Genomic DNA, 22498 nt, shown 5'->3' with positions numbered 1-22498 from the left:
GAGCACTGACGTATGCAACGAGCAATTGAGTCGACCTAACATAACGCAAGTTAGATAGAAAAAAGGCGCAGCGACAAACGACAGTGACTTTATGCAGTTATCTTTAAAATAACTAACACAGTCATCCTCTCCTCTGTCCTTTTGCCTGAGCGTTTCGCGTAACCTCATAGCTAGGTTTAATAGCTGAGTTTACACTTTCGCCTTCGGCGCTGTGTGACAATTAAGCTTACGAACACTTAGCTGCTCACAGTCTCTCCAGAGGCTCGTCCAGTAACAGTCCTCACCACTATGTGGCACCTGAAAGAGTGCTTCGTTTAGCTTAAAGCCTAACGAAGTTGCCTCGTCGGTGTGGGGTTACTCCCCACTCTCCTGCTACCTTCATCCGAACGGATCCCCAATCCTTGTCTAACCATTAGGGCCAGCAAGCGATAGGGACAGATAGAATGCTCCCTCATCGCCGTTTCAGCAAGTGAGCTTAGTCACATTTTTAGTGCCAAGCGTTCATTTGCGCACTTTTAAATCAAAAAAGTGTTATTTCGTTCTAACTCATAAAATACAAAGCCATAAAAGCGCATGACCAAACAACAAAAAACCACTCAAGCCAAATAGCTTAAGTGGTTTTTATTAACTGACTTTTATAGCCGTTGATAAAGCACGCTTATTAAAGAAGCTAGCTTAACCGAAAGCGATTCTACGGCTCTCATAGGCATCACACATCTGCTGCGCGGGCTCATCTTCATATGGACGCAGACCACTCATGACCAAGGTTTTTACCCCAGTACCCACAACCGTATCGCCACTGAGTAGCTCGAAGGTCAGGGTTACATCACCACGTTTACCTTCGATCTCGAGTTCTTGCTTAACCAGAGACAAACTCACCTCGTTAAAGTCCAAGGTAGTTAAATCAAATGACATGCTCTCGTAGATCACCAAAGGGCGAGCCGGATTAATCATCATCTGATGCTGCTTCATCATAGGCACTAAGATATGCATGAAGTTAAGACCTGAGAACGCCACATACTTGCGAATAAATGACTCGATTTGGGTCTCACAGTGGCGCACATCGCCGCTGCGATGCACCTCGAGATAACACTTATCTTTGTCATCACGAATATCAAAATCTTCTGCTACTGCATCAGGAAACTGTAGTTTCACACCATCGCCAACCATGCCAGCGAAGTTAAAAGTCATCTTCTGGCTTAAGCCATATTCATTGAGAACAAGGGCAAAAAGCAGATCTCCAGGCACACAAAAACGCTTGGCCGCCACATCATGGATCGGATTGAAGTCTTGGGCGACAACTTTGGCAAAATCACTCGCCTGCTGAGGAGTGATAGATACAGATTGATTTTCTTTTTGAAAATAAGAACTTAAAAACATATTCACTCAAACATCTTGTTAGCCATAAAAATGACCCGACAGTTTATACCATGATTGAGTTTTCACTCACCCGATGACTTGCGCCGTATAAAACGTGTTGCCGATGTTAACAAATGTAAAGAGTTCCACCTTTAAGTTAATTTTAATGAACTTGGCATAGTATCCACGCAAATGATAATCAATCCCATTAACATTTAGTGGGTAATTCGAAATTTCTATCCTATACGGAGCTCCTATGTCACACCGTAATACGCGATCTTTAAGTCTAATTTCAACTGCGTTACTCGCCGCGCTCTCACCTCAAGTCATGGCACAGGAGTCTGACTCCCAACCGACCATGGAACAGATCAGTATTTTTGGTAAACAGAATCCGCTCAATACCGCTCCGGGCAGTGCGCACCTCATCACTCAAGCCGAGCTAGATAACTTCAAATACACAGATATCATGCGCACACTTGCGAGCATTCCCGGTGTGTATATTCAAGAAGAAGATGGTTACGGTTTAAGACCAAACATAGGTATGCGAGGCACTGGGCAAAATCGCTCAGAAAAAATCACCATCATGGAGGACGGTGTACTCGCTGCGCCGGCTCCCTACGCGTCACCTGCGGCCTATTACTTCCCGACTCCGGGCAGAATGCAATCAGTTGAGATCCTAAAAGGAAGTTCGACCGTTAAATATGGGCCAAGGACCACAGGCGGCGTGATCAATATGCTATCTCGCCAAATCCCCGAAGAGGAGTTAGCGGGTAAGCTAGATGTCGCTGCAGGTCAAGATGGCTTCGGAAAGTTACATGCCTACGCTGGCGGCCAAGGAGAGCGAGTCGGGGCGGTAATGGAAATGTACCGCTACCAAGCCGATGGCTTTAAGGATATCAATGGCGTGGGTGGCGACACAGGTTTTGAAAAGAACGACGCGCTGGCAAAGGTCAGTGTGCGCTCGGCTGACGATGCTAAATACGCTCAGGTGTTAGAGTTTAAGCTGAAATACTCTGACGAAGTCTCCAATGAAACCTATATGGGATTAACCGATAGTGATTTAGAAACGACACCCTATGCTCGTTACTCGGCCTCACAAAAAGATGTGATGAATACTGAGCATAAACAGTTACAGATCAACCATATTATCGACTTTAGCGATAATCTCACCTTAGGGACGACAGCCTACTATAACGATTTTGCTCGCAACTGGTATAAGGCCGATAAAGTTAATGGTCTTAAACTCAGTAAAGGAGGGGTTGAAGCCGCCTCTGAATTTGATAAAGATCCATCTATGGCTCCAATGGACGTAAGAGTTAAAGCCAACAATCGAAGCTATATTTCACAGGGCGTTCAAACGGAACTGAACTGGTATTTAGCTAATCATGATCTCGCTTTCGGTGCTCGCTACCATGAAGATGAGATGGACCGATTCCAATGGGCCGATCACTATACTCTAGACTCAAATCAGGTGATGACCTTAAGTGAAAGCGGTATTCCAGGCACCGACTCTAACCGTATCGACAGTGCCAAGGCCATTGCTCTTTACGTTCAAGATAAGATCCAGTTCGGCGACTTCAACATCACTGCAGGTCTTCGCTACGAAGATGTAACGACTAACCGTACCGACTGGGGCAAGGAAAATCCGGGACGTGACGGCCAGCCAAATAAAGATATCGACAACAGTTTTTCTGCGACCTTGCCTTCTCTATCTGCAACCTACCAAATAAACAGCGAGCTTCTGGTTCTTGCTGGCGTTCAAAAGGGCTTTGCCCCCGCCTCTCCAGGCAATGCCGATAAAAAAGAGGAGCAGAGCTGGAACTATGAAGCCGGAGCACGTTATAACAGCGGTGAGTTTAGCTCAGAAGCCATCTTCTTCTACAGTGATTACAGCAACATGCATGGTGAATGTACCGCATCAAAAGGCTGCGATGATGACAATATCGGTGATCAGTATAATGGTGGTGAAGTGGATGTTAAGGGACTGGAGTTAAGTCTTGGCTATAGCTTTAACACTCAAACTGATTTCAGTTTTCCAGTGAAACTGGCCTACACCTATACCGATGCGCAGTTTGCCAATAGCTTCGAGTCAGACTTCGATCCTTGGGGTGATGTCAGCGAGGGAGACAAACTCCCCTATATCGCTGAAAATATGCTGTTTGCATCGGCAGGGGTGAAAGCTGATAGCTGGGAGCTGACTTTAGCTGCCCGTTACACAGACGATATTCGCACACAAGCAGGCCAAGGCGAAATTGCAGCCGACAATCTAATTAAGGCCAAGACTATTGTCGATTTATCTGGGCGTTACTTCATCGATGATGCACAAGAGCTTTACCTTACTGCGGAAAACTTATTCGATGAAAAATATGTCACCTCTCGAGTCTATGGTTCCAACTTCGTAGGCAAACCTATGACGGTATCCGTAGGATATGCGTATAAATTTTAAGCGATAAAGACGGGTTTATTAAACAAAACTTAAAATTAGATTAATTTTTTTCTTTTAAAAAAGGTGAGCCTGAGGCTCACCTTTTTTTATGCCACTGAAGAATCTTTCTCCCGAAAAACAAAAACTTAATAGCGGCAACATCAATAACATTATAAATCACATGGGTTTACAGTTAGCTTACAATTATTGATCTTTATCAAAAAAGGTAATGATAACGATTTGCATTATCGACATCACTTGTTAGAATTCAGCCAAATTTAGCAACCCTTAAATAACAACAGGGAAAGAATGATGATGAAAAAAACCTTACTTGCCACAGCGCTAGTTGGCATGTTCGCGTCTCAAGGTGCTGTCGCGGCAGATGATTCTGCTGAGCTACGAAAAATTATTGAGCAACAACAGAAAGTTCTTCAAGACCTAGAGAAGCGTCTAGATGAAACAGAGAAGCGCGTTGAAAAAACCGCTGACGTCGTTGAAGAATCGGCAAGTGAGTCAAAGAGCGCGACGACTATCGGTGGTTATGGTGAACTACACTACAACAACATCACTGATAACAAGTCTGGCAAAGATAAGAAAGCTATCGATTTTCACCGTTTTGTATTGTTCTTCGGTCATGAGTTTACCGAAAGCACACGTTTCTTCTCTGAGGTTGAAATTGAGCACGCACTTTCTGGTGACGATAAGCCAGGCGAAGTTGAGCTAGAGCAAGCGTATATCGAGCATGATTTCAATGAGATGTTTACCGGTAAAGCGGGTCTGTTCCTAGTACCAGTCGGTATTATTAACGAAACTCATGAGCCACCAACCTTCTACGGTGTTGAGCGTAACCCTGTTGAGAAAAACATCTTGCCTGCAACTTGGTGGGAAGCGGGTGCGGCACTTAATGTTAAAGCCTCTCCAGGTTTAGCATTCGACGGTGCTATCACATCAGGCCTTAAGGTTGATGAAACTTATAACATCCGTGGCGGCCGTCAAAAAGTGGCTAAAGCTGATGCGTCAGACCTTGCCTATACTGCTCGTGTTAAGTACACAGGCGTAACAGGTCTAGAGCTAGCCGCTACTGCCCAGTACCAGTCAGATCTAACTCAAAGCAAAGCGGGTGTCGATACGGCTTCGGCAACTTTGCTAACTGCTCACGCAATTTACTCAATCCAAGGTTTCACGGTTAAAGCGCTTTACGCTCAGTGGGACATCGACGGTAAAGAAGCTGAAGCATTAGGTCGTGATGAGCAAAACGGTTGGTACATTGAACCATCTTACCGCATCAATGAAAGCTTTGGTGTGTTTGCTCGCTACAACGAGTACGACAACAATGCAGGCAATAGTGAAGACACTAAAGTCGAGCAAACCAACCTAGGTATCAACTACTGGTTGCATGAGAATGTGGTATTTAAAGCTGACTATGAAAAAGTGGGCGGCGCTAAAGACGCTGACGGCTTTAACTTAGGCGTGGGTTACCAGTTCTAAGCTAAGCTTAAGCAACAGTACTTAAGCAATAGGGTGAGTGCCCAGTTTGGGCACTTATCTGTCTCCCGAGCCAACAGGCTCTACTTATAACATTACCCCGATGAAGTTACCGCCATGAAGCTAACCATTGCCATCATCACCCTTAGCTTATCGCTATTGACTAGCGTGGCCAATGCCCGTGGAACTTATCAAACTCCTGAAGAATTTATCACTCAGGCCTTTAACACTCCTCCCCCAAAATCTAAGGTCCTATGGATTGATGACGAGACCAAAGAGGTTATTGAGTCGATTCTCTCCCATAGTTTTAGAAAGATGCGCCTACGCTATTGGCAGCAAGATAATGAAAGCGTATGGATCATGGATGAGATTGGCAAAGAGGCCCCCATTACCGTAGGCATTCACGTTAAAGACGGTGCCATCTCCCAGACTAAGGTATTGGTTTATAGAGAAAGTCGTGGTGATGAAGTCAGGCATGACTTTTTTACCGACCAGTTCAAATCAGCCAAACTCACCCCAGAACTCAAGCTCGATACCCATATCGACGGCATTACAGGTGCAACACTTTCAGTTAGAGCACTGACAAAACTTTCACGCATCGCTCTGTATTTGGATGGGCAACTCACCACTGGCAATTAGGCTTTTGCAGACTGAAATATGCCTTGGTAACTGTCATGCCAAATCTATGAAAATATCACTATTATCACCAATAAAAACAATGCTAAATTGCAGTTACCGTTTGTTATATCCGTATCAGAGTAGTCGATTAATGAATGCACAAATTAAAGTACTAGCGGCAGGCTTGTTATGCCTCAATCTCAGTGGTTGTGAATATATCGAGAACATTTTACACCCAGATGATGGCAACGATGAGGTGATAGTTGACGATAACTTCAGAACTCACGCCCTGCAACTGGGCTTATCTGAAGCCAGCATCATACGTTTATGTACTGCTACAGATGAGATCCGCGCAAACTGCATTAGCAAATTTAACGATAAAACAAATCAACAAGAAGTGAGAGTTGAATATACTTTCAATGATGTGATCCACAAAAATAACTACGCCAAAAGCACTAGCGCAAGTCGGGTTATTTTTCAGCTACCAGCAGACAACGCCACAGCCGTTATAACGTTTGAAAACAGCCGAACTTATCAGTTCAACGATGACTATCAGTACACTTGGCAAGATCCTACTGGTTTTGCGGCTGCCGATATCGCCAATGATGCTAACGAGTCAATTGCAAAACTTGAAAATTTATCGGTAACGACTCGCTTATCCGACTCGAAACTATCCAATATATCAACCGCATCAATGAGTAACAATGATTACTCCTTGACTGGCGCACAAGACTTAATGAATGCAGCCAGCACCATGTTATTCCCTGAGTTAATCGTCAATGTAACCAGTAGTAATTTAACCGAGCCTGCCGATGCCTCATTTGCAATGTTTACTGCAGGTCATCGCGCTATCTTTACTGCTTACTCTGATGCTTTTGCAACCGCGATTGAAGAAAGCTGGTTTTAGCTAGATAAGTACAAGGTGAAGACCGCCATTGGCAGCAGCGACTACCAGCTCGCTGCTAACGGCTCCATGACCCACAGTTAGACATCTCTTGCAGTCTATTTTTGAGCGTAGCCTATTTTTAAGCGCTATCTAGGTGAAAAACTAAACAAGCCCATTAGGATTACCATTTAACGGTTCTGTAGTAGCATTTGTTACTGTAGAGTAAACGGTCTGTGTGGCGGATAGCGACACAAAACCGCATCAATACTGATAAAACAACAATAAAAAGGTCAGCAGGCCCGACAATGACCCGAAAACATCCAAGCCTTAGAGTCAAAATATTACGTCAACTTCGCCCATGGCATCGTAGAATAGGCCTATTCTCGACCCTGTTAGTGATCTTTATTGCCGTGACAGGGGTGCTAATAAACCATAGCAATCATCTCTCCCTCGACAGCACTCAAGTCAAGCAAGCTTGGTTACTGGATTACTATGGTATTAAAGCACCAACCGATGTAGCCCTTTATCAAACCAGCCCTCAGACGCTTCTCAGTACAACCAACCAGCTTTGGCTAAATGATAAATTGGCCTTAGAGGCTAGCGAGCCTATTTTGGCCGCCATCGCACATAAAGAGATGATAGTCGCCATCGATAGTCAGCATCTCTACCTACTCTCTGCTCAGGGGGAGTTATTCGAGACTCAAAGCCTTGCCACAGGCCTACCGAAAGACATAGAAGCCATCGGCCAAACCGACGAACTTTGGCTAAAAACCGCCACAGGCTTGTACCTAGCCGATAGCGACCTTATCGAATGGACAGCGGCTCAACCTTATGCAGCCATAGACTGGGTTAAACCTATAGAAAGCCCTGAAACCGCAGAATTTACTCAGCAAATGAGAGCGAGTCATTTAACTTGGGAGCGGGTACTGCTAGATCTTCATAGCGGCCGTTTCTTTGGCTCCTTAGGCCCTTGGCTCATGGATCTCGTGGCATTAAGTTTATTGATTATGGCGTTTACCGGAGTCTATATCTGGTTACAGCAAAAACCGCCAAGAAAGAAGAAAACAGGTTTAAAAGAAGGTCCTAGGTCCTAGGAAAGGCAGGGAAAGCAGAGACGGTAAGAGCCGAACGGCCTGCGGCCTAGGGAACGTGACTGCGTCACTTACCGAGCGCTGCGCATAGGGATAAAGCGGAAAAGCTGTAATAAAGCGGTAAAAGCTAGCGATTTTTTGCTTTTGCTTTTCCTAGCAGGGCGTAACCCGCTCTAGCCAAAGACGAGCTAAAACAATAAATGGAAGTTGCAATGACAGTTAAAATAGATGTGATCCACGAAGAGGCTCAGTCCGTGTTTGATACCTTGGTTGATGACTTGGTTGATGGAGTACGCCAACATAACTTTGCCCATATGGGACCAGAAACAAGTAAACCACTCGCGGTTGTCGCCCATGATGACAATAATACCAGTGGCAAGCTTATTGGCGGCGTTGCTGGGCGGACGATTTATGACAACTTTTTGATTAATGTGTTGTGGGTCGATGAAGCAGCCCGAGGCAGCGGCTTAGGTAGACAACTCATGCAACTAGCAGAAATTGAAGCTAAGAGCCGCGGCTGCACCATGGCACAAGTCGATACCCTCTCCTTTCAGGCTCCGGCCTTTTATCAAAAGCTTGGCTTTGAAATTATCGGTACCGTTCCCAGCACAGACAAAAGCCCAGCGCGTTATTTTTTATTGAAGAAGTATTAAGAGAAGGTTCTAGGAAAAGCAGGCCCTAGGTCCTAGGAAGAGCAAAGACGGGATAAGCTGAGACGGTACTAGCAGAGCCGAACGGCCTAGGGAACGTGACTGCGTCACTTACCGAGCGCTGCGCTTAGAGATAAAGCGGAAAAGCGGCATAAAGTAGTGATTCTTTGTTTTTTCTTTTGTTTTTTCTTTTGCTTTTTCTAGCAGGGCTTTAGCCCGTCCTCGAAGCGAAGCGCCCTAGAACCGAGGACCTAGGACCTAGGACCTTAAGCAAGCAAAACAATATCCGTTTAGACAAACCACCACCTTGCTCACAAATCAAACATTTCAAATCTTAACAATCACTTCCTGTCTCGCCAAAAATTCGAATTCAGCGTAGACTTGCCGCCCTTTTGATTTTGGATGCTAATCGCAATGCAACAGCGCCTTATCGCCTGGGCTCCGGTGCTTTTACTGGCGCTCACCGCCTTTGTTTTTGTCTCCACTGAATTTGTGCCTGTGGGGCTCTTAGCCGCCCTAGGCCAAAGCTTTAACATGAGCGCGGTTGCAATCGGTCCCATGTTGACGGTTTATGCCGCCGTGGTCGCGCTTGCATCCTTGCCAGCAGTGTTGCTGTTTGCCCGCTTCGAGCGTAAGCAGTTACTGCTAGGCTTAATGTCCGTTTTCATTATCAGTCATGGTATTTGCGTCTGGGCGCCGACCTATGAAATCTTGCTCACGGGCCGCACTGGCATAGCATTAACTCACGCACTATTTTGGGCAATCGCTCCAGCACTCGTGGTGCGCTTAGCTCCAGACGGCCAAGGCGCTAAAGCCTTAAGTATCTTTGCTACTGGCTGCGTACTGGCTCTTGTGCTTGGTATTCCTTTAGGGCGGGTGATAGGTCAGCTTGTTGGATGGCGCAGTATCTTCGCCATCATAGGTTTACTCACCTTAGCCATGATGTTGCTGCTGTGGCGCGGTCTACCTAATCTGCCCGCAACCCATGGCGGTAGCTGGCGTAGCCTACCCTCAATAGCACGTAATAAGGCTCTGCTATGGTTATATCTACTAACCATGACACTCGTGACGGCACACTACAGTGTTTACACTTATTTGGAGCCGTTACTGCAAGAACACTTTGGCTACTCGGCGAATATCACCACCATGATTCTGCTAATCTTTGGCGCTGCAGGTTTAATCGGTAGTGGGCTCTTTAGTCGCTATCAAGGCAAATATGCTCAACAACTATTGATCATAGCTATCGCCATTTTAGGCTGTTGCATGGCGATGCTGCCTTTTGTCGCTAGTAATATAGGGTTATTGCTGCCGCTATGTATCTTATGGGGCACGGGCATGATGTTGATGTGTCTATCTTTGCAGTCTAAAGCCTTAAAACTGGCGCCAGAAGCGACCGACGTTGCCATGGCTATCTACTCGGGCTTATTTAATGTGGGGATTGGTAGTGGCGCCCTGCTTGGCAGTATCATAGCCGCGCACTATGGCGTGATTCAAAATGGTAACTGGGCAGCGCTGTTAATTGTCCTCGCCTTGATGCCGCTGTTCTTCCTACTACGGGCTCGCCGAGCTGCACTGGCAGTTCACTAATACCATTGAGCCTAGTCACCCTGTGGCCATTTTATAAGTCGCTATGTATTAAGCTATGTTGGCTGCGAAGCTTCTCTTTATATTAAGAATTTCGCAGCTAGTGCCGCTCTTTATCCCACAGTTCCCATGAGATTGCTCTTCCTGGAAATGCCACTTTTTCGAAAGGCCAACTCTCATCCAGCCAATCGATAACAGTTTGATACAGCTGTTCATCTAACTCTATGCTATCGTCTCTCACCCATAGATACACCTCACACTCATAGTGAGCAGATTGGCTAGGATCTATGTATATCGAGCCTAGGCACTTATCTTTCGCTTTGTTAAATACCGAGTAGGCAAATGCTTCGCGAGATTCAAACTCACGTTTATGCACCTGTAGGCTCAATCTGTTTTCAGCCAGTGTGAGATCGCTTCTGGGCCAATCTGAAGTTGAACCAAAAATGCCTTGTAGACGTTTCTGACTCGAGGTTACCGCTTCAAAATCTTTCTCAGCGACTTGCTCTTCTAGCACTCTAAAGTGAAAGTCGCTTGACTCAAAACACCCTGGTGGCTCGAAAGTCTCGGGAATAAAGGGCTTAACCACCAATCAGCTTCTTCCACCAAGGCAGTGGCTCGCCGCAATTAGCCACTGGCTGATAACTTTCTCTCAGGGCTGGCACCTTTACCACATTGGCACATTGTGGCTCCTGCGCTTTGCCAGTATCGCGCTCAAAGTAACCTTGTACTACACCATCGACTGGCGCCATGCGAAGACTAAGAGGTGCACGGTTACTTAAGAAGGCTTGATAGACGGCCATGGCGCCATTACTGCCGTAGAGCCCGGTCTTGCCGTTATCATCACGGCCAATCCAGATGGCCGCCACATTTCGTTCGTCAAAGCCGGCAAACCAAGAGTCTCGTGAGTCATTACTGGTACCCGTTTTACCCGCCAAGGTGACATATGGGTATGAGCTACCTAAGCGTTTAGCCGTACCAGATTCAACCACTTGAGTCATAGCATATTTAACCAGGTAATTACTGGCGGTAGGGATGGCTTGACTCGCTTGAGGCCGTGATGCCGTTAGTGGCTGATTATTCGCATCCAGTACCGTAGTCACCGAGTTCAAGTGGCGATAACGACCATCATCGGCAATCGTTTGGAACACCTGCGCCACCATCAAGGGAGAGCCATTGACCGCACCGAGCAACATAGATGGGTACTCAGGGATCTTCTCGCGCCAACCCGCCTTGTCCAGCGTGGTCGCCACGCTACTCACTCCAATCGCCATGCCTAGGTTTACCGTTGGCACGTTCATCGACTTTTTAAATGCGGTTAACAGCGGCACCTCACCACGGAACTTCTTATCCACGTTCTGCGGCGACCAGGTCTTACCTTGACCATTTTTAAGGGTAATTGGCTGATCTTTTAACGGCGACACCAAATTGTACTTATCGCCTTGGTTAAGCGCGGTAGCATAGACAAAAGGTTTGATTAACGAACCTATGGGTCTGCGAATTTCTACGGCACGGTTAAAGCCCTGATAGCTAGGCACTTTATCGCCTACCATCGCGGCAATACCAGCTGAGTATTTATCGGTTAGTACCATGCCGACCTGCAAGCTCTCATCATTTTTACCCAGCTGCTTCAAGGTCTTTTCAACAGCTTTCTCGGCGGCTTCTTGAGCCATAGGGTCCAACGTGGTGTAGACCTTAACCCCTGATTGCTTCAACAAGGCATCGCCATAGCGACTGGCAAGTTCATTCTTCACTACTGAGAAGAAGGCCGGTAACTTTTGGTGCACTGACTTGTTGGCTTTTCTTAGTCCCAGTGGCGACTCGACTGCAGCTTGATACTGCGCCACATTCAGATCGCCCGCCTCCATCAGCAAGCGCAATACTAAATCGCGTCGCTCTTGAGCGCGCTCAGGGTAACGCCATGGATTGTAGTAGGAAGGCCCTTTGATCACCGCCACCAAAAATGCCTGCTGCGGTACGGTAAGCTCTGCGATTGGTCGACCAAAATAAAACTGTGAAGCTAAGCCCATACCGTGCACGCCACGGGCTTTGTCTTGCCCCATGTACACTTCATTGAGGTAGGCTTCTAAGATCTCATCTTTTTCATAACGAAAATCGATAATGATCGCCATCAGCGCTTCACGCAATTTACGGCTAAGCGAGCGCTCACTAGACAGGAAGAAGTTCTTCGCTAACTGTTGGGTCAAGGTCGAGCCGCCTTGCACCGTTCGCCCGGCACTGATATTCACCATGGCCGCACGCAGAATCGCAAACGGATTAACACCATGATGCTCATAGAAACTGCGGTCTTCAACTAAGATAAGCGCATTAACGATAGGCTTAGGGATCTTATCGGTCGGCACAAATAGCCTGTCTTCGCCGTCACCTGTGATGATCCTGTCCAGAAGCACAGGTTCGAGGTGGAACACGGCTAGTTGACGCTTATCGCTGTTACGGGCAACTGAGACCACACCATTACTGTCGAAGGTGATCATCACTCTCTGTTCAACCTGATCTCCTTGAGGATGCAAAAATGGTCGACGCCAAAGATCAATCTTGGTCTTAGAGGCGGAAAACTCCCCCACCTGACGCGGATTGGCCACCTTACGATAGCCAAGTAGCTTAAGTTCAGACATTAACTGAGCATGACTAACCGCAGCTCCTGGATATAGCGCCATAGAGCGGCTAAACACCTGCGCCGGAAGATGCCACTTCTGCCCTTCAAACTTACGGGCAATGATTTGGTCGAGATAGATACCATAAGAGGCGACTGCCACAGCTAAAACTAAGCCAAGCTTCCAGCTAATAGACCAGATCTTCTTACCCCACCCCGAAGGCGCTTTCTTCGGGGCTTTCTTTGGCGCTGGCTTTTTCGCTCTCGGATTTCTGGTGGTGGCTCTTTTCTTCGCAGGCGCTCTTTTAGTGGCCGCTTTAGGTGTAGCTTTATCTGTCATTATACTTCCGCGACGTGCTCAAGCTTATTGCGAGCTAAACGTCTTCTTTTTAGTGAATTTGGTCGGTTGAGTGTTGGCTGGATCATCTGGCCATAAATGCCTTGGGTAACGCCCTTTCATCTCTTTCTTCACATGCTCATAGGGCCCTTGCCAAAAGCTTTCAAGATCGGCTGTTAACGCCAGCGGCCTATGGGCCGGAGACAATAGCTCCATAGTGACCACCAACTTGCCTTGAGCAAGCCTTGGACTCTGCTGCATACCTAACGCCTCTTGTAGCCTCACACTCAGTAGCGCTCGACCTGTGGCATCATACTCGATTTTAACGCTAGAACCTGTGGCCATCGGCCACTTTCTTGGAAGTAACCCTTCTAGTTGCTGCTGCAACTCCCAAGGCAAAAGATTAAGCAGCAGAGTATAACAATCTAATTGCTGCAATTGTGCAAGACTGCGCACCTCATCTAAATAAGGCGCCAGCCAGCTATCAAGCTCATTTAACAGAGTGTCACTATCGAGTGCTGGCCAGCCATGCTCTGGACAATATTGTCTGGCTAATGCCACTCGCTGCTGCAGCTGCTGACAAGCCTCATTAAAGTTCATTAATGCCAAGCCTTTTAGCCTAATTTGTTCTAGGATTGCCTGCTTGATAAGACGTTTATCAACATTGTGAATTGGTGTCTTAGTTAATAAAATTTCGCCAATCTTTTGCTGCTTCTCGGCAAAGAAACGCCCCTTTACCTCATCCCAGCCACCATACTCTTGGGTGAGCACCAAAGACGCCAGCTCAGAGTCAAACAACTGTGGATTAAGCTGCGCAGCTAGATATACCTTAGCTTGGCTACGCCCCTCTGTTTCTTGCAGGTCTGCAACCACTAACCAAGGCGAACCGGATAATGCATCCTCATTGGCCAGTTCCACGCCGCTACCGTTTGCCAATTGGTAACCTGTCACGCCTCGCGCCTTGGCAATTCTATCTGGGTAAGCCAGCGCCAGTAACATGGCAATATCATCACTGCTAGCATTACGTGCGACTTGAGCTAAATCTAGCTGACCCAGAGCCGATAACCCTAAGGTCTTGACCCAGTTACGGATCTGCTTACTCGACTCGCCCTGCAGGGCCTCAAGTAGGTAGCGACTGATATCAGCTCCTTGACGACTTCGGCTACGTGCCTCAAGCGTTCCCGCTAAGATACAGGCTAGCAGCCCCAAGTTTAGATCTTGGTTATCCTCTGCACTTTGTTTCGCCATTAATAACATATGTGCAAGTCTTGGGTTGCAACCCAGCTTGTGTGCCTGCCTGCCATGTTGAGTAATAGAGCGTGACTCATTCACCATGGCCATAGTTTGAAGTAAGCGCCAACTTACATCTTCATTTGCTGCTGATGGCTGGGTGAGCATGGGCAGCTCATTAAGTGATTTAACGCCCCAATAGGCAGCGTCTAGCACCATAGACAACAGATCGCTGTGGACAATCTCTGGCTCATCGGCCTTGAGTAAGCGGCCATGCTCTTCTTGGCTCCACAGCCGAGTACAAAATCCGGCCATCAAGCGGCCCGCACGACCCGCGCGCTGCGCCGCCGATGCCTGACTGATTCGCTTCAGCGATAAACGGGTGACACCGGTTTTAGGATTGAATCTGGCCTGACGCTTATAGCCAGAATCGATCACTTGGGTGATGCCATCTATGGTTAAGCTCGACTCGGCCACGTTAGTCGCGAGCACCACCTTGCGTATTCCGTTTGCTGCAGGCGCTATCGCAAGATCTTGCGCCCTAGCACTCAGGCTGCCATACAGTGGGCAGATGACATAAACATTTGAATCTAGGCGTGAGCTCAGTATGCCGTGGAGTTTATTAATCTCTCCCTGTCCCGGCAAAAAGGCTAGCAAGGAGCCTTGGCTATGCTCCTGTAGACTGGCCACTATCACCTTAGCCATATGCTCAATCCAATGACTCTGATTAGGAACGCCACTATAAGCGTGTTCAACAGGAAAACTGCGGCCTTCACTTTTGAGCTGTTTAGCGTCAGGCATTAGCTCAGCCAGAGGTAAACCTGACAGAGTCGCAGACATGGCGAGGATCTTTAAATCCTCGCGAAAGCTTGCTTGGATCTCTAGCGCGAGAGCCAGACCGAGATCTGTGGTGAGGTGACGCTCATGGATTTCATCGAAGATCACCATATCGACCCCAGTCAACTCAGGGTCTTGCTGGATCATTCGGGTTAATACCCCTTCGGTGACAATCTCTAAGCGAGTATTGGCCGAGACTCGGGTGTCACCTTTGACGCGGTAACCCACCTCAGTACCCAGCTCACAACCTCGCTGCTTGGCAATAAATTGCGCCACATTACGCGCAGCCACTCGCCTAGGCTCCAGCATCAATATTTTACCGCTAATCTCTGGCCAGTTAAGCATATCCAGCGGCAGAGCGGTTGACTTACCCGCGCCAGTTGGCGCCTCAAGGATCACCTGCTGGCAACAAGAAAATGCGTCACGCAGTGGTTGTAGCAGTGCATGTATAGGTAGAGATGTCACGAGTGGGTCTTTTACTCTTATATCGAATATGTCATGTACCGAGGACTTTGGGCCGTTAATTACGTCCAATGAGCGCTCAAGGGAGCATGAATAAAGATGAATCAATTGCCAACTAGTGTACTCTAAAAGTGAGCCTAGACTAAACTGCTTGGTTCAGCATTGAGCTTAATATCATGGCAGTTTAGCTCGTATTTTATCTAAATCCGTTAATTCAAACACTGGGAGCCTAATATGCCGACTCAAACCAAGCGCGTGTTCTTAGGTTTTTCACTCAGTCAAACCCAGACTCAAGCGATAACCGCAATCCAGGTGCAGCTGCCTAATAATGTCCGCTTAGTGCCCAGCGCCAACTTGCATATGACTCTAGCCTTCTTCGGCGCAGCAACACCAGCACAATTATCGGCGCTTATCGATAAGGTTAATCGTCTGCATAAACCTAAATTTAGCGTCACTCTCGATACGTTAAGCCACTGGGCTAAACCTAAGATCCTCTGTCTCAGAGGGGATGCCAGTGATAATCGCCTACTCCAGCTCGCTCTCGATACTCAAAGCCTTGCAAACGAACTTGGCTTACATTGCAGTGAACATCACTATAATCCCCACATCACCCTATCGCGCAAGGCAAAGGCTGAAGTGAGCGGTGTCGATTATCAAGCCATAATTCTACACCCCAAACGGTTACAGCTGTTTGAATCCCATCCAGGCCCTAATGGGGTCGAATATCCAACACTCCACAGTTGGCCATTGTCTTAAGGATTAACCTTAACCCCATCAAAGCTGCACCGGTTATAGTCTTATCCCGGCCACTTACATTAGGGGAGAATATCCCCAACACTTCACTCATGTCACTCTTGGGATCTGTCTTAAGCCTTTGTCATCGATTCAATCTGAGCCTTAACCTTAACCCCATCAAAGCTGCACCGGTTTTAGTCTTATCCGGGCCACTTACATTAGGGGAGAATATCCCCAACACTTCACTCATGTCACTCTTGGGATCTGTCTTAAGCCTTTGTCATCGATTCAATCTGAGCTACCCTATGTAGCATTAATACCAATCAGTTCCAGCTAGATGAGATAACCATGGAAACAACTGAAATTACCAAAGCACAACTGCTTGCTCTACTAACATCTTGGAAGTTAGGCGAAATTGATGCCGAAGCACTGCAAAACTGGATGATCACTCACTACGATCCACCAGAAGTTAAAATCGGTACAGGTGAGCCAGAATGGACTCAAGAAGCGATGAATATCGTGATGAATGAGTATGAAATTGCCAAAATTGAAAAGTTCAGACTCGATAACGCTCAATATGCAATTGATTTTGTTAGCTGCAGCGAAAGCAACTTCAATCAAACTAAGCATCTGTTTATTCAAGATGGTTTTAACGATTAACATTTTATTAAAAAGCAGCTAAAAAAAGGCCACCTCTCTTGGTGGCTAATCGAAGAACTGATTGAGCTGCTCACTGAACAGCAGATTGAATTTCGAGTAGAAAATAGCTGGAGCCACGATAAACTAGCGACTCCAGTTCTAACTAAAGAGATAACCAAAGCGTTGATTAACTGTTAAACCTATTGGTATCACAGGCGGGTACAATTACCCATAGAGAAGGTTTGAAATTGTTTGAAACATTTTGAACTTGAATAGTTTGACTAATTTTCGGCTTCAAAATGGCTTAGCAGTAATTGATAAAGAGACTCAGAGTCGATCACAACGGCTTGACCACCGCTCTCATAAACGGCATCTACGAGCCCCGGTGACTCCACATAGGTATAGAGGTAAAACGGCGTCTTATTCCCCTTAGCCCGAATTGCCTGTAATAACTTCAGCCCTGCCAATGAATCTCCATGGCGCCCCATATCGGAGATCACGGCTTGATAGTGATACATGGAGAGCAACATCAAGGCCTCTTCCGAGGTTACCGTGTTATAGACACCTATGTTCTTCTGCTCTAAATAGGCTTTTTCGACTAAATTATTTTCGGGGTGATCATCGACCCACAATACGCGACCGACGGCATTATGAGGTTCACTGTAGGCCAATTGCCTCATAGGATCTGAACTTGAGACTCCCCCCTGCCAGAACTGAAAAAAAAGCCCTAATATCAGCAGCAATGCGATTAATGCCTTAGCTAGGAGCTCCCAACCTGAAGGCTGACTAACGAGTTGTTGGGGTGCTTTCTTGTCTTGGCAACTATCAATGACTTGTTCAGGTGCTTGCATCTTTATCGGTTCAATAACATCATCATTTTTATCCGCTTGGGCAAGAAGCTGTTTACCAAGTTGATGCTCTAGACGGTAGCCGCGACCATGAACGGTCTGGATAAGGGGCCCCTGATAACCCGCCTTACAGAAAAGTTTACGGGTATCTGACACCAACTTAGATAATGACATATCTGAGACGATGGTCTCCTGCCAGATGAGCGCTAAGCACTCCTGCTTAGTACAATAATCTGGGTAGCGCTCTGCCAACATGGCCAACAGAGTCATATTTCGCTCATCGATAGCGAGACAATGCCCATCTACGTTCAGTTCTAATGTTTCACTATCTATGGAGAATTCACTAAAACTTAGCAGCATCTGAAGAAGCCTTTGTTTACGCAAGAAACATGCATCTATAATGCATTAAAAATCACCTTTGAGTAATACTAATCAACATAAATGTGCCAATAAAAAGCCTCGCTATTGCGAGGCTCATTACTAAGACTGACTGAGGCGATATTGGCCTGCTTGATCAAATTTAAATATCAGCCAATACATTAGCTTTTACTAAGCATCAATATCAGCCTTTAGTACTAGTTATTAGCCCTCTAAAAGACCGGCAATAGTCAATACGCCGTGGGTCGTCGCGCCTGCTGACCATAGATTGTCACCCGAGTCAGAAAACGCAGAGGCTAAATCAATATGTAACCAGTTAGCTTCTGGGGCGACAAAACGCCATAGGAAGCCGGCTGCGTTCGATGCTCCACCGGCTCCACCACCTTTCATCGGGCGACTGTTTGCCGTATCGGCATAGGCACTTGGGCAGTTATCTTTATGCCATGGATCCAGTGGTAACGGCCAAACACGCTCACCCACAGCCAATGCTTTTTGCTGAGCTAACGCTAGCATCTCAGGCTTAGGCGAGAAAATAGCGTTGTAGTTAGTGCCTACCGCCATAACCGCGGCGCCCGTTAGGGTCGCCGCATCGATGATCACTGGTGCGCCCGTTTCTGAGGCAGCTTGTAAACCATCGGCTAGTACCAAGCGACCTTCGGCATCGGTATTGACCACTTCAACCGTGACGCCATTTTTATATTTAAGAATGTCACCCAGCTTATAGGCATGGCCACTAATGAGGTTTTCGGCGCAGCATAAGAACAGTTTCACACGCTTGTTTAGGCCTGATTTCATCGCAAGGCCAAGAGCTGCCGTAACTGTGGCCGCGCCGCCCATGTCACATTTCATACCAAGCATGCCTTCAGAGCCTTTGATGCTATAGCCGCCAGAGTCAAAGGTGATCCCTTTACCCACTAGGGCAACAGAGACATCGGCGTCGCTAGCTAATGGATTAAAGTCTAACTCAAGCAGCGCAGGTGGTCGCTCACTACCACGGCCTACAGCGTGAATACCTATCCATTTCTCTTCTAATAGTGCTTCGCCTTCGATAATACGATAGCTCACCTTGTCACCGCCGATATCGCTAAGCCATTTAGCCGCTTGAGTCGCTAGCGCCACTGGAGATAGGTTTTCAGGGGTTTCATTAATCAGGTGACGGGCAAATGTTGCGCTTTCTAGACGACTAGCTAACAACGCCTGAGTTGCATCATCACCAGTCCACTCAATCATCGGGGTGGTCAGCGCTGTGGCAAAACCTTGGGCAAAAGCCCACTGTAGATCTAAAGTCCACAGCTCACCAGTTAGGGCGACCTTAGTCACTCCTTGTAGCTCTAACTTGCGCGCCGCTTGCTGTACATGCAGCAAGGCATCTCCCGCTGTCATATGAATAGAGGCGAACTCCCCTTGAAAGGTCACATCTGCTCTGCCCCAGTGAGCTGCAGCAGGTTCGTGAGTTAGAGTCACTTTCATAAAATCCGTCATGCTAGGTCCTTATTATATAAATCGATGTTGCCAATAACAGTCGCTTTACAGCCGCTATTACCCACAACCAGCCTATTTTTAGTGCAAGCAGTCTACTGGATCCCTGCCCATATCTAAAGGCTAGCGCCAAAACTGCAAAGCTATAATAGTGGCAGTATTTTGAGACAGGCCTTTAGCCAATGTTTTATCTGCTAATACCAATCAGTATAAGAAGTTGATCTACTCAGAGCGTTTTTTGGCAAACTAATTCAAGGCGAATAACTGAAAGAATGGTTACTCCCTTGTGAAGTTGTTCAACGAAGAAGTAGGCAGCCAAAAACGCTCCAGAATGGCGAGTTTTAGCGGCTCTGATACTGCGTTAACAAGCTTGAACGTAGAATAACTATGCTCTTCACTCGTTGCCTTGCCTCAGAACCGCTAAACTCTCGCTGAGCGACCAAATCTTTATACTGATTGGTATAAATAGCAGCCAGCAGCCCCACAGCTGGGTAGAATTTTGTTAACCTACAACAAACTAATTAACAGCTCATGACTCAATGGAATTTAGTCCCGCTTTCGAAACTGGCGTATTAGTCCAACGCTATAAACGTTTTTTAACTGATATCACCTTAGATAATGGTGAGCAGGTCACGATTCATTGCCCCAATACGGGCTCGATGAAGAACTGCTTATTTCCCGGTGAAAAAGTCTGGTTCTCAACCTCTGATAATCCAAAGCGTAAATACAGCCGAACCTGGGAGTTAGCCCAAACCCCAGAAGGCCACATCATTGGCATCAATACTGGCCGCGCCAATGCACTGGCTGAAGAGGCAATTCACGCAGGCGTCATTACTGAGCTACAGGGCTATCATTCTCTGCGCCGAGAAGTGAAATACGGCAGTGAAAACAGCCGCATCGATATCTTGCTTGAAGATACAAAAAAGCCTAACTGCTATATAGAAGTCAAAAGTTGTACTTTATTAGAAGAGGGTCAAGGCTACTTCCCTGACGCCGTGACCGCGCGAGGGCAAAAACATCTACGCGAACTCATGGAAATGGTGGAGCAAGGACAACGTGCCGTATTGCTATTTGTTGTTCAGCATTCGGGCATAAAAAGTGTCCAAGCTGCGACGCATATCGATGCCGAATATGCCGAATTACTCAGTAAAGCCTATCACAAAGGTGTCGAGATAATAGCCTATAGCACCGACTCATCGCCTTTGGGAGCAAGTCTGGTCAAATCCTGTCCGGTTAGGCTTTAAATCAGAAGATAGGGTTGAAATTGTTCGTAATAGCGGACATAGTCAAAGAATAGACCCCGATTAACACAAATTATTTGCCTAGTATAAAGCTTTCTGGTATAGATAGCGGCCGTTATTAAAGACGCCCTACAACGCAAATGATTAACAGGAGATGCGTTATGCCAGAAGGCACTAGAAAACTTGGCGTGCTCGCTATCGCAGGTGTAGATCCTTACCAGGAAAAACCAGGTGAGGAGTACATGAACGAGGCTCAGTTGGGTCACTTCAAGACGATTCTTGGAGCTTGGCGTAACCAATTGCGCGAAGAAGTTGATCGCACTCTGAATCACATGCAAGACGAAGCTGCTAATTTCCCAGATCCAGTCGATCGTGCAGCTCAGGAAGAAGAGTTCAGCTTAGAATTACGTGCTCGTGATAGAGAGCGTAAGCTAATTAAGAAAATCGAAAAGACAATGCAAAAGATTGAAGAAGACGATTTTGGCTTCTGTGAATCTTGTGGTATCGAAATCGGTATTCGTCGATTAGAAGCACGTCCAACAGCCGATCAGTGTATCGATTGTAAAACGTTAGCTGAGATCAAAGAAAAGCAGATGGCAGGCTAAATGCCATCTTAAGGTGCGGAGCTTATGGCTCCGCTCTTTTGTTTTACGACTGCTATAAATGGTTAATACGACTCCCTATATAGGCCGCTTTGCGCCTTCCCCATCTGGTCCTCTTCATTTTGGTTCATTGATTGCTGCCCTCGGCAGTTTTTTGCGTGCCCGCTCTTTGGGCGGCAAATGGTTGGTTCGTATCGAAGATATCGATCCGCCACGTGAAATTGCTGGCGCCAGCAGTGCCATTTTGAAAACCCTTGAAGCCTACGGCTTAGAGTGGGATGAGTCTGTGCTCTATCAGAGCCAACGACTCGACGTATATCAAGCTAGAATTGAGCAATTACTGCAAGATAATCAAGCCTATTATTGTCAATGTACGCGCAAGCAGATCCAAGCCATGGGCGGCAGTTACGATGGCCGTTGCGGTCAGTTATTACAGCCACTCAACCAAGGGGCTATTCGAGTCCGCAATCCATTTGCGGTCGAGCATTTTGTCGATCAACATATGGGACATGTGTCTGTTGATAGCGCATTCGCAGCAGAGGACTTTATCATCAAGCGCAGCGATGGCTTATATGCTTATCAGCTGGCGGTAGTACTGGATGATATTTTCCAGCAAATTACCGAAGTCGTCAGAGGGTGCGATCTACTTGAACCAACGTGTCGTCAAGAAAGCTTGTATCAGATCCTAAAAGCGCCTACACCACAGTGGTTACATCTGCCGTTAGCCTGTGCCGAAAAAGGTAGAAAGTTATCTAAGCAAAACCATGCACCAGCAATTGATAATCTGTACCCACAAGCCAGTATTAATGCCGCTTTAGTCTTCCTAGGTCAACAGCCTGTGACAGCAGAGTCTCAGGTCAGTAAGATGATTGAACAAGCCGTGAGTCAATTTGATCTCTCAAAGGTACCTAAACAATCGGAAATACTCCTTGATACGTGAGCTCAATCGTATACTCATTAAGCTTTAATTGAGTTATCATAGCCCACTTGTTTTAACCAAA

18 protein-coding genes and 1 riboswitch are annotated in these 22498 nt (G+C 46.8%); of the genes, 12 read left to right on the top strand and 6 right to left on the bottom strand.

The annotated features are described in order from the left end of the window. Positions 1-123: 123 nt before the first annotated feature. A riboswitch (glycine riboswitch) is annotated at positions 124-269 on the bottom strand. 406 nt (positions 270-675) lie between these two features. Then, a complete protein-coding gene (locus SPEA_RS03765) occupies positions 676-1380 on the bottom strand; it encodes a DUF3581 domain-containing protein (protein ID WP_012153977.1) in 705 nt (234 codons plus the stop codon). 235 nt (positions 1381-1615) lie between these two features. Between SPEA_RS03765 and SPEA_RS03760 the strand changes: the two genes are divergently transcribed. From SPEA_RS03760 to SPEA_RS03730, 7 genes are all read left to right on the top strand, one after another. Continuing rightward, complete coding sequence (locus SPEA_RS03760; protein ID WP_012153976.1) at positions 1616-3805, top strand: TonB-dependent receptor family protein; 2190 nt, start codon at positions 1616-1618, stop codon at positions 3803-3805. Positions 3806-4093: 288 nt separating this feature from the next. Continuing rightward, the gene (locus tag SPEA_RS03755) at positions 4094-5272 is read left to right on the top strand and encodes a porin (protein ID WP_012153975.1); all 1179 of its coding nucleotides are present in this window, start codon (positions 4094-4096) and stop codon (positions 5270-5272) included. Between the two features lie 114 nt (positions 5273-5386). Continuing rightward, positions 5387-5908 carry an FMN-binding protein gene (locus SPEA_RS03750; RefSeq protein WP_012153974.1) on the top strand — a complete coding sequence of 174 codons (522 nt, stop codon included), beginning with the start codon at positions 5387-5389 and terminating at the stop codon, positions 5906-5908. Between the two features lie 130 nt (positions 5909-6038). Then, positions 6039-6794, top strand: coding sequence for a hypothetical protein (locus tag SPEA_RS03745; protein WP_150102201.1), 756 nt, complete (start codon positions 6039-6041; stop codon positions 6792-6794). A 284-nt stretch (positions 6795-7078) separates the two neighbouring features. Then, positions 7079-7867, top strand: a complete 789-nt coding sequence (locus SPEA_RS03740) for a PepSY domain-containing protein (protein WP_012153972.1) — start codon at positions 7079-7081, stop codon at positions 7865-7867. Positions 7868-8076: 209 nt separating this feature from the next. Beyond that, positions 8077-8517 (top strand): GNAT family N-acetyltransferase, encoded by a 441-nt coding sequence (locus SPEA_RS03735; protein WP_041410831.1) that lies wholly within the window; start codon positions 8077-8079, stop codon positions 8515-8517. A gap of 411 nt (positions 8518-8928) precedes the next feature. Next, entirely contained in the window at positions 8929-10101 is a 1173-nt protein-coding gene (locus SPEA_RS03730) for a sugar transporter (RefSeq protein WP_049767956.1), read from the top strand. A gap of 97 nt (positions 10102-10198) precedes the next feature. Here the strand turns inward: SPEA_RS03730 and SPEA_RS03725 are convergent, their stop codons facing one another. Genes SPEA_RS03725 through hrpB form a run of 3 tightly spaced genes read right to left on the bottom strand, consistent with a single transcriptional unit; the run spans position 10199 to position 15578 of the window. Beyond that, a complete protein-coding gene (locus SPEA_RS03725) occupies positions 10199-10684 on the bottom strand; it encodes a hypothetical protein (RefSeq protein WP_041411269.1) in 486 nt (161 codons plus the stop codon). Further along, complete coding sequence (mrcB, locus tag SPEA_RS03720) at positions 10677-13049, bottom strand: penicillin-binding protein 1B (protein ID WP_012153968.1); 2373 nt, start codon at positions 13047-13049, stop codon at positions 10677-10679. The genes SPEA_RS03725 and mrcB overlap by 8 nt, the downstream gene beginning before the upstream one ends. Before the next feature lie 24 nt (positions 13050-13073). Continuing rightward, a complete protein-coding gene (gene hrpB, locus SPEA_RS03715) occupies positions 13074-15578 on the bottom strand; it encodes an ATP-dependent helicase HrpB (protein WP_041410830.1) in 2505 nt (834 codons plus the stop codon). A gap of 231 nt (positions 15579-15809) precedes the next feature. Here hrpB and thpR point away from each other — a divergent pair, with 231 nt between their 5' ends. Both thpR and SPEA_RS03705 read left to right on the top strand, forming a co-directional pair. Next, positions 15810-16331 carry an RNA 2',3'-cyclic phosphodiesterase gene (gene thpR / locus SPEA_RS03710; protein ID WP_012153966.1) on the top strand — a complete coding sequence of 174 codons (522 nt, stop codon included), beginning with the start codon at positions 15810-15812 and terminating at the stop codon, positions 16329-16331. Between the two features lie 327 nt (positions 16332-16658). Next, positions 16659-16970 carry a hypothetical protein gene (locus SPEA_RS03705; RefSeq protein WP_012153965.1) on the top strand — a complete coding sequence of 104 codons (312 nt, stop codon included), beginning with the start codon at positions 16659-16661 and terminating at the stop codon, positions 16968-16970. Positions 16971-17230: 260 nt separating this feature from the next. On the opposite strand, the gene SPEA_RS03700 is transcribed toward SPEA_RS03705, so the two are convergent. Further along, on the bottom strand, positions 17231-18157 hold the full coding sequence (locus SPEA_RS03700; protein ID WP_012153964.1) for a winged helix-turn-helix domain-containing protein: 927 nt from the start codon (positions 18155-18157) through the stop codon (positions 17231-17233). A gap of 222 nt (positions 18158-18379) precedes the next feature. After that, a complete protein-coding gene (gene pepB, locus SPEA_RS03695) occupies positions 18380-19657 on the bottom strand; it encodes an aminopeptidase PepB (RefSeq protein ID WP_012153963.1) in 1278 nt (425 codons plus the stop codon). A gap of 536 nt (positions 19658-20193) precedes the next feature. Here pepB and sfsA point away from each other — a divergent pair. The 3 genes from sfsA to gluQRS all read left to right on the top strand — a co-directional run bounded on the left by sfsA (position 20194) and on the right by gluQRS (position 22437). After that, complete coding sequence (sfsA, locus tag SPEA_RS03690; protein ID WP_012153962.1) at positions 20194-20898, top strand: DNA/RNA nuclease SfsA; 705 nt, start codon at positions 20194-20196, stop codon at positions 20896-20898. 158 nt (positions 20899-21056) lie between these two features. After that, positions 21057-21500, top strand: coding sequence for an RNA polymerase-binding protein DksA (gene dksA / locus SPEA_RS03685; RefSeq protein ID WP_012153961.1), 444 nt, complete (start codon positions 21057-21059; stop codon positions 21498-21500). A 58-nt stretch (positions 21501-21558) separates the two neighbouring features. After that, positions 21559-22437 (top strand): tRNA glutamyl-Q(34) synthetase GluQRS, encoded by an 879-nt coding sequence (gene gluQRS, locus SPEA_RS03680; RefSeq protein ID WP_012153960.1) that lies wholly within the window; start codon positions 21559-21561, stop codon positions 22435-22437. Positions 22438-22498: the final 61 nt, after the last annotated feature.

Origin of the sequence: Shewanella pealeana ATCC 700345 (assembly GCF_000018285.1) — a bacterium.
Taxonomy (GTDB): Bacteria; Pseudomonadota; Gammaproteobacteria; order Enterobacterales; family Shewanellaceae; genus Shewanella; species Shewanella pealeana.
The sequence above is the reverse complement of the archived record's forward strand: the minus strand, read 5'-3'. Positions and strand labels throughout refer to the sequence as shown.

What these genes read in the sequence shown, in the direction of transcription:
- SPEA_RS03705 (WP_012153965.1), top strand. Translation starts at nt 16,659, where the DNA reads ATGGAAACAACTGAAATTACCAAAGCACAACTGCTTGCTCTACTAACA.
- SPEA_RS03750 (WP_012153974.1), top strand. Translation starts at nt 5,387, where the DNA reads ATGAAGCTAACCATTGCCATCATCACCCTTAGCTTATCGCTATTGACT.
- thpR (WP_012153966.1), top strand. Translation starts at nt 15,810, where the DNA reads ATGCCGACTCAAACCAAGCGCGTGTTCTTAGGTTTTTCACTCAGTCAA.
- SPEA_RS03740 (WP_012153972.1), top strand. Translation starts at nt 7,079, where the DNA reads ATGACCCGAAAACATCCAAGCCTTAGAGTCAAAATATTACGTCAACTT.
- sfsA (WP_012153962.1), top strand. Translation starts at nt 20,194, where the DNA reads ATGGAATTTAGTCCCGCTTTCGAAACTGGCGTATTAGTCCAACGCTAT.
- SPEA_RS03730 (WP_049767956.1), top strand. Translation starts at nt 8,929, where the DNA reads ATGCAACAGCGCCTTATCGCCTGGGCTCCGGTGCTTTTACTGGCGCTC.
- SPEA_RS03765 (WP_012153977.1), bottom strand. Translation starts at nt 1,380, where the DNA reads ATGTTTTTAAGTTCTTATTTTCAAAAAGAAAATCAATCTGTATCTATC.
- SPEA_RS03745 (WP_150102201.1), top strand. Translation starts at nt 6,039, where the DNA reads ATGAATGCACAAATTAAAGTACTAGCGGCAGGCTTGTTATGCCTCAAT.
- pepB (WP_012153963.1), bottom strand. Translation starts at nt 19,657, where the DNA reads ATGACGGATTTTATGAAAGTGACTCTAACTCACGAACCTGCTGCAGCT.
- SPEA_RS03760 (WP_012153976.1), top strand. Translation starts at nt 1,616, where the DNA reads ATGTCACACCGTAATACGCGATCTTTAAGTCTAATTTCAACTGCGTTA.
- SPEA_RS03700 (WP_012153964.1), bottom strand. Translation starts at nt 18,157, where the DNA reads ATGCTGCTAAGTTTTAGTGAATTCTCCATAGATAGTGAAACATTAGAA.
- SPEA_RS03735 (WP_041410831.1), top strand. Translation starts at nt 8,077, where the DNA reads ATGACAGTTAAAATAGATGTGATCCACGAAGAGGCTCAGTCCGTGTTT.
- dksA (WP_012153961.1), top strand. Translation starts at nt 21,057, where the DNA reads ATGCCAGAAGGCACTAGAAAACTTGGCGTGCTCGCTATCGCAGGTGTA.
- gluQRS (WP_012153960.1), top strand. Translation starts at nt 21,559, where the DNA reads ATGGTTAATACGACTCCCTATATAGGCCGCTTTGCGCCTTCCCCATCT.
- SPEA_RS03755 (WP_012153975.1), top strand. Translation starts at nt 4,094, where the DNA reads ATGATGATGAAAAAAACCTTACTTGCCACAGCGCTAGTTGGCATGTTC.
- mrcB (WP_012153968.1), bottom strand. Translation starts at nt 13,049, where the DNA reads ATGACAGATAAAGCTACACCTAAAGCGGCCACTAAAAGAGCGCCTGCG.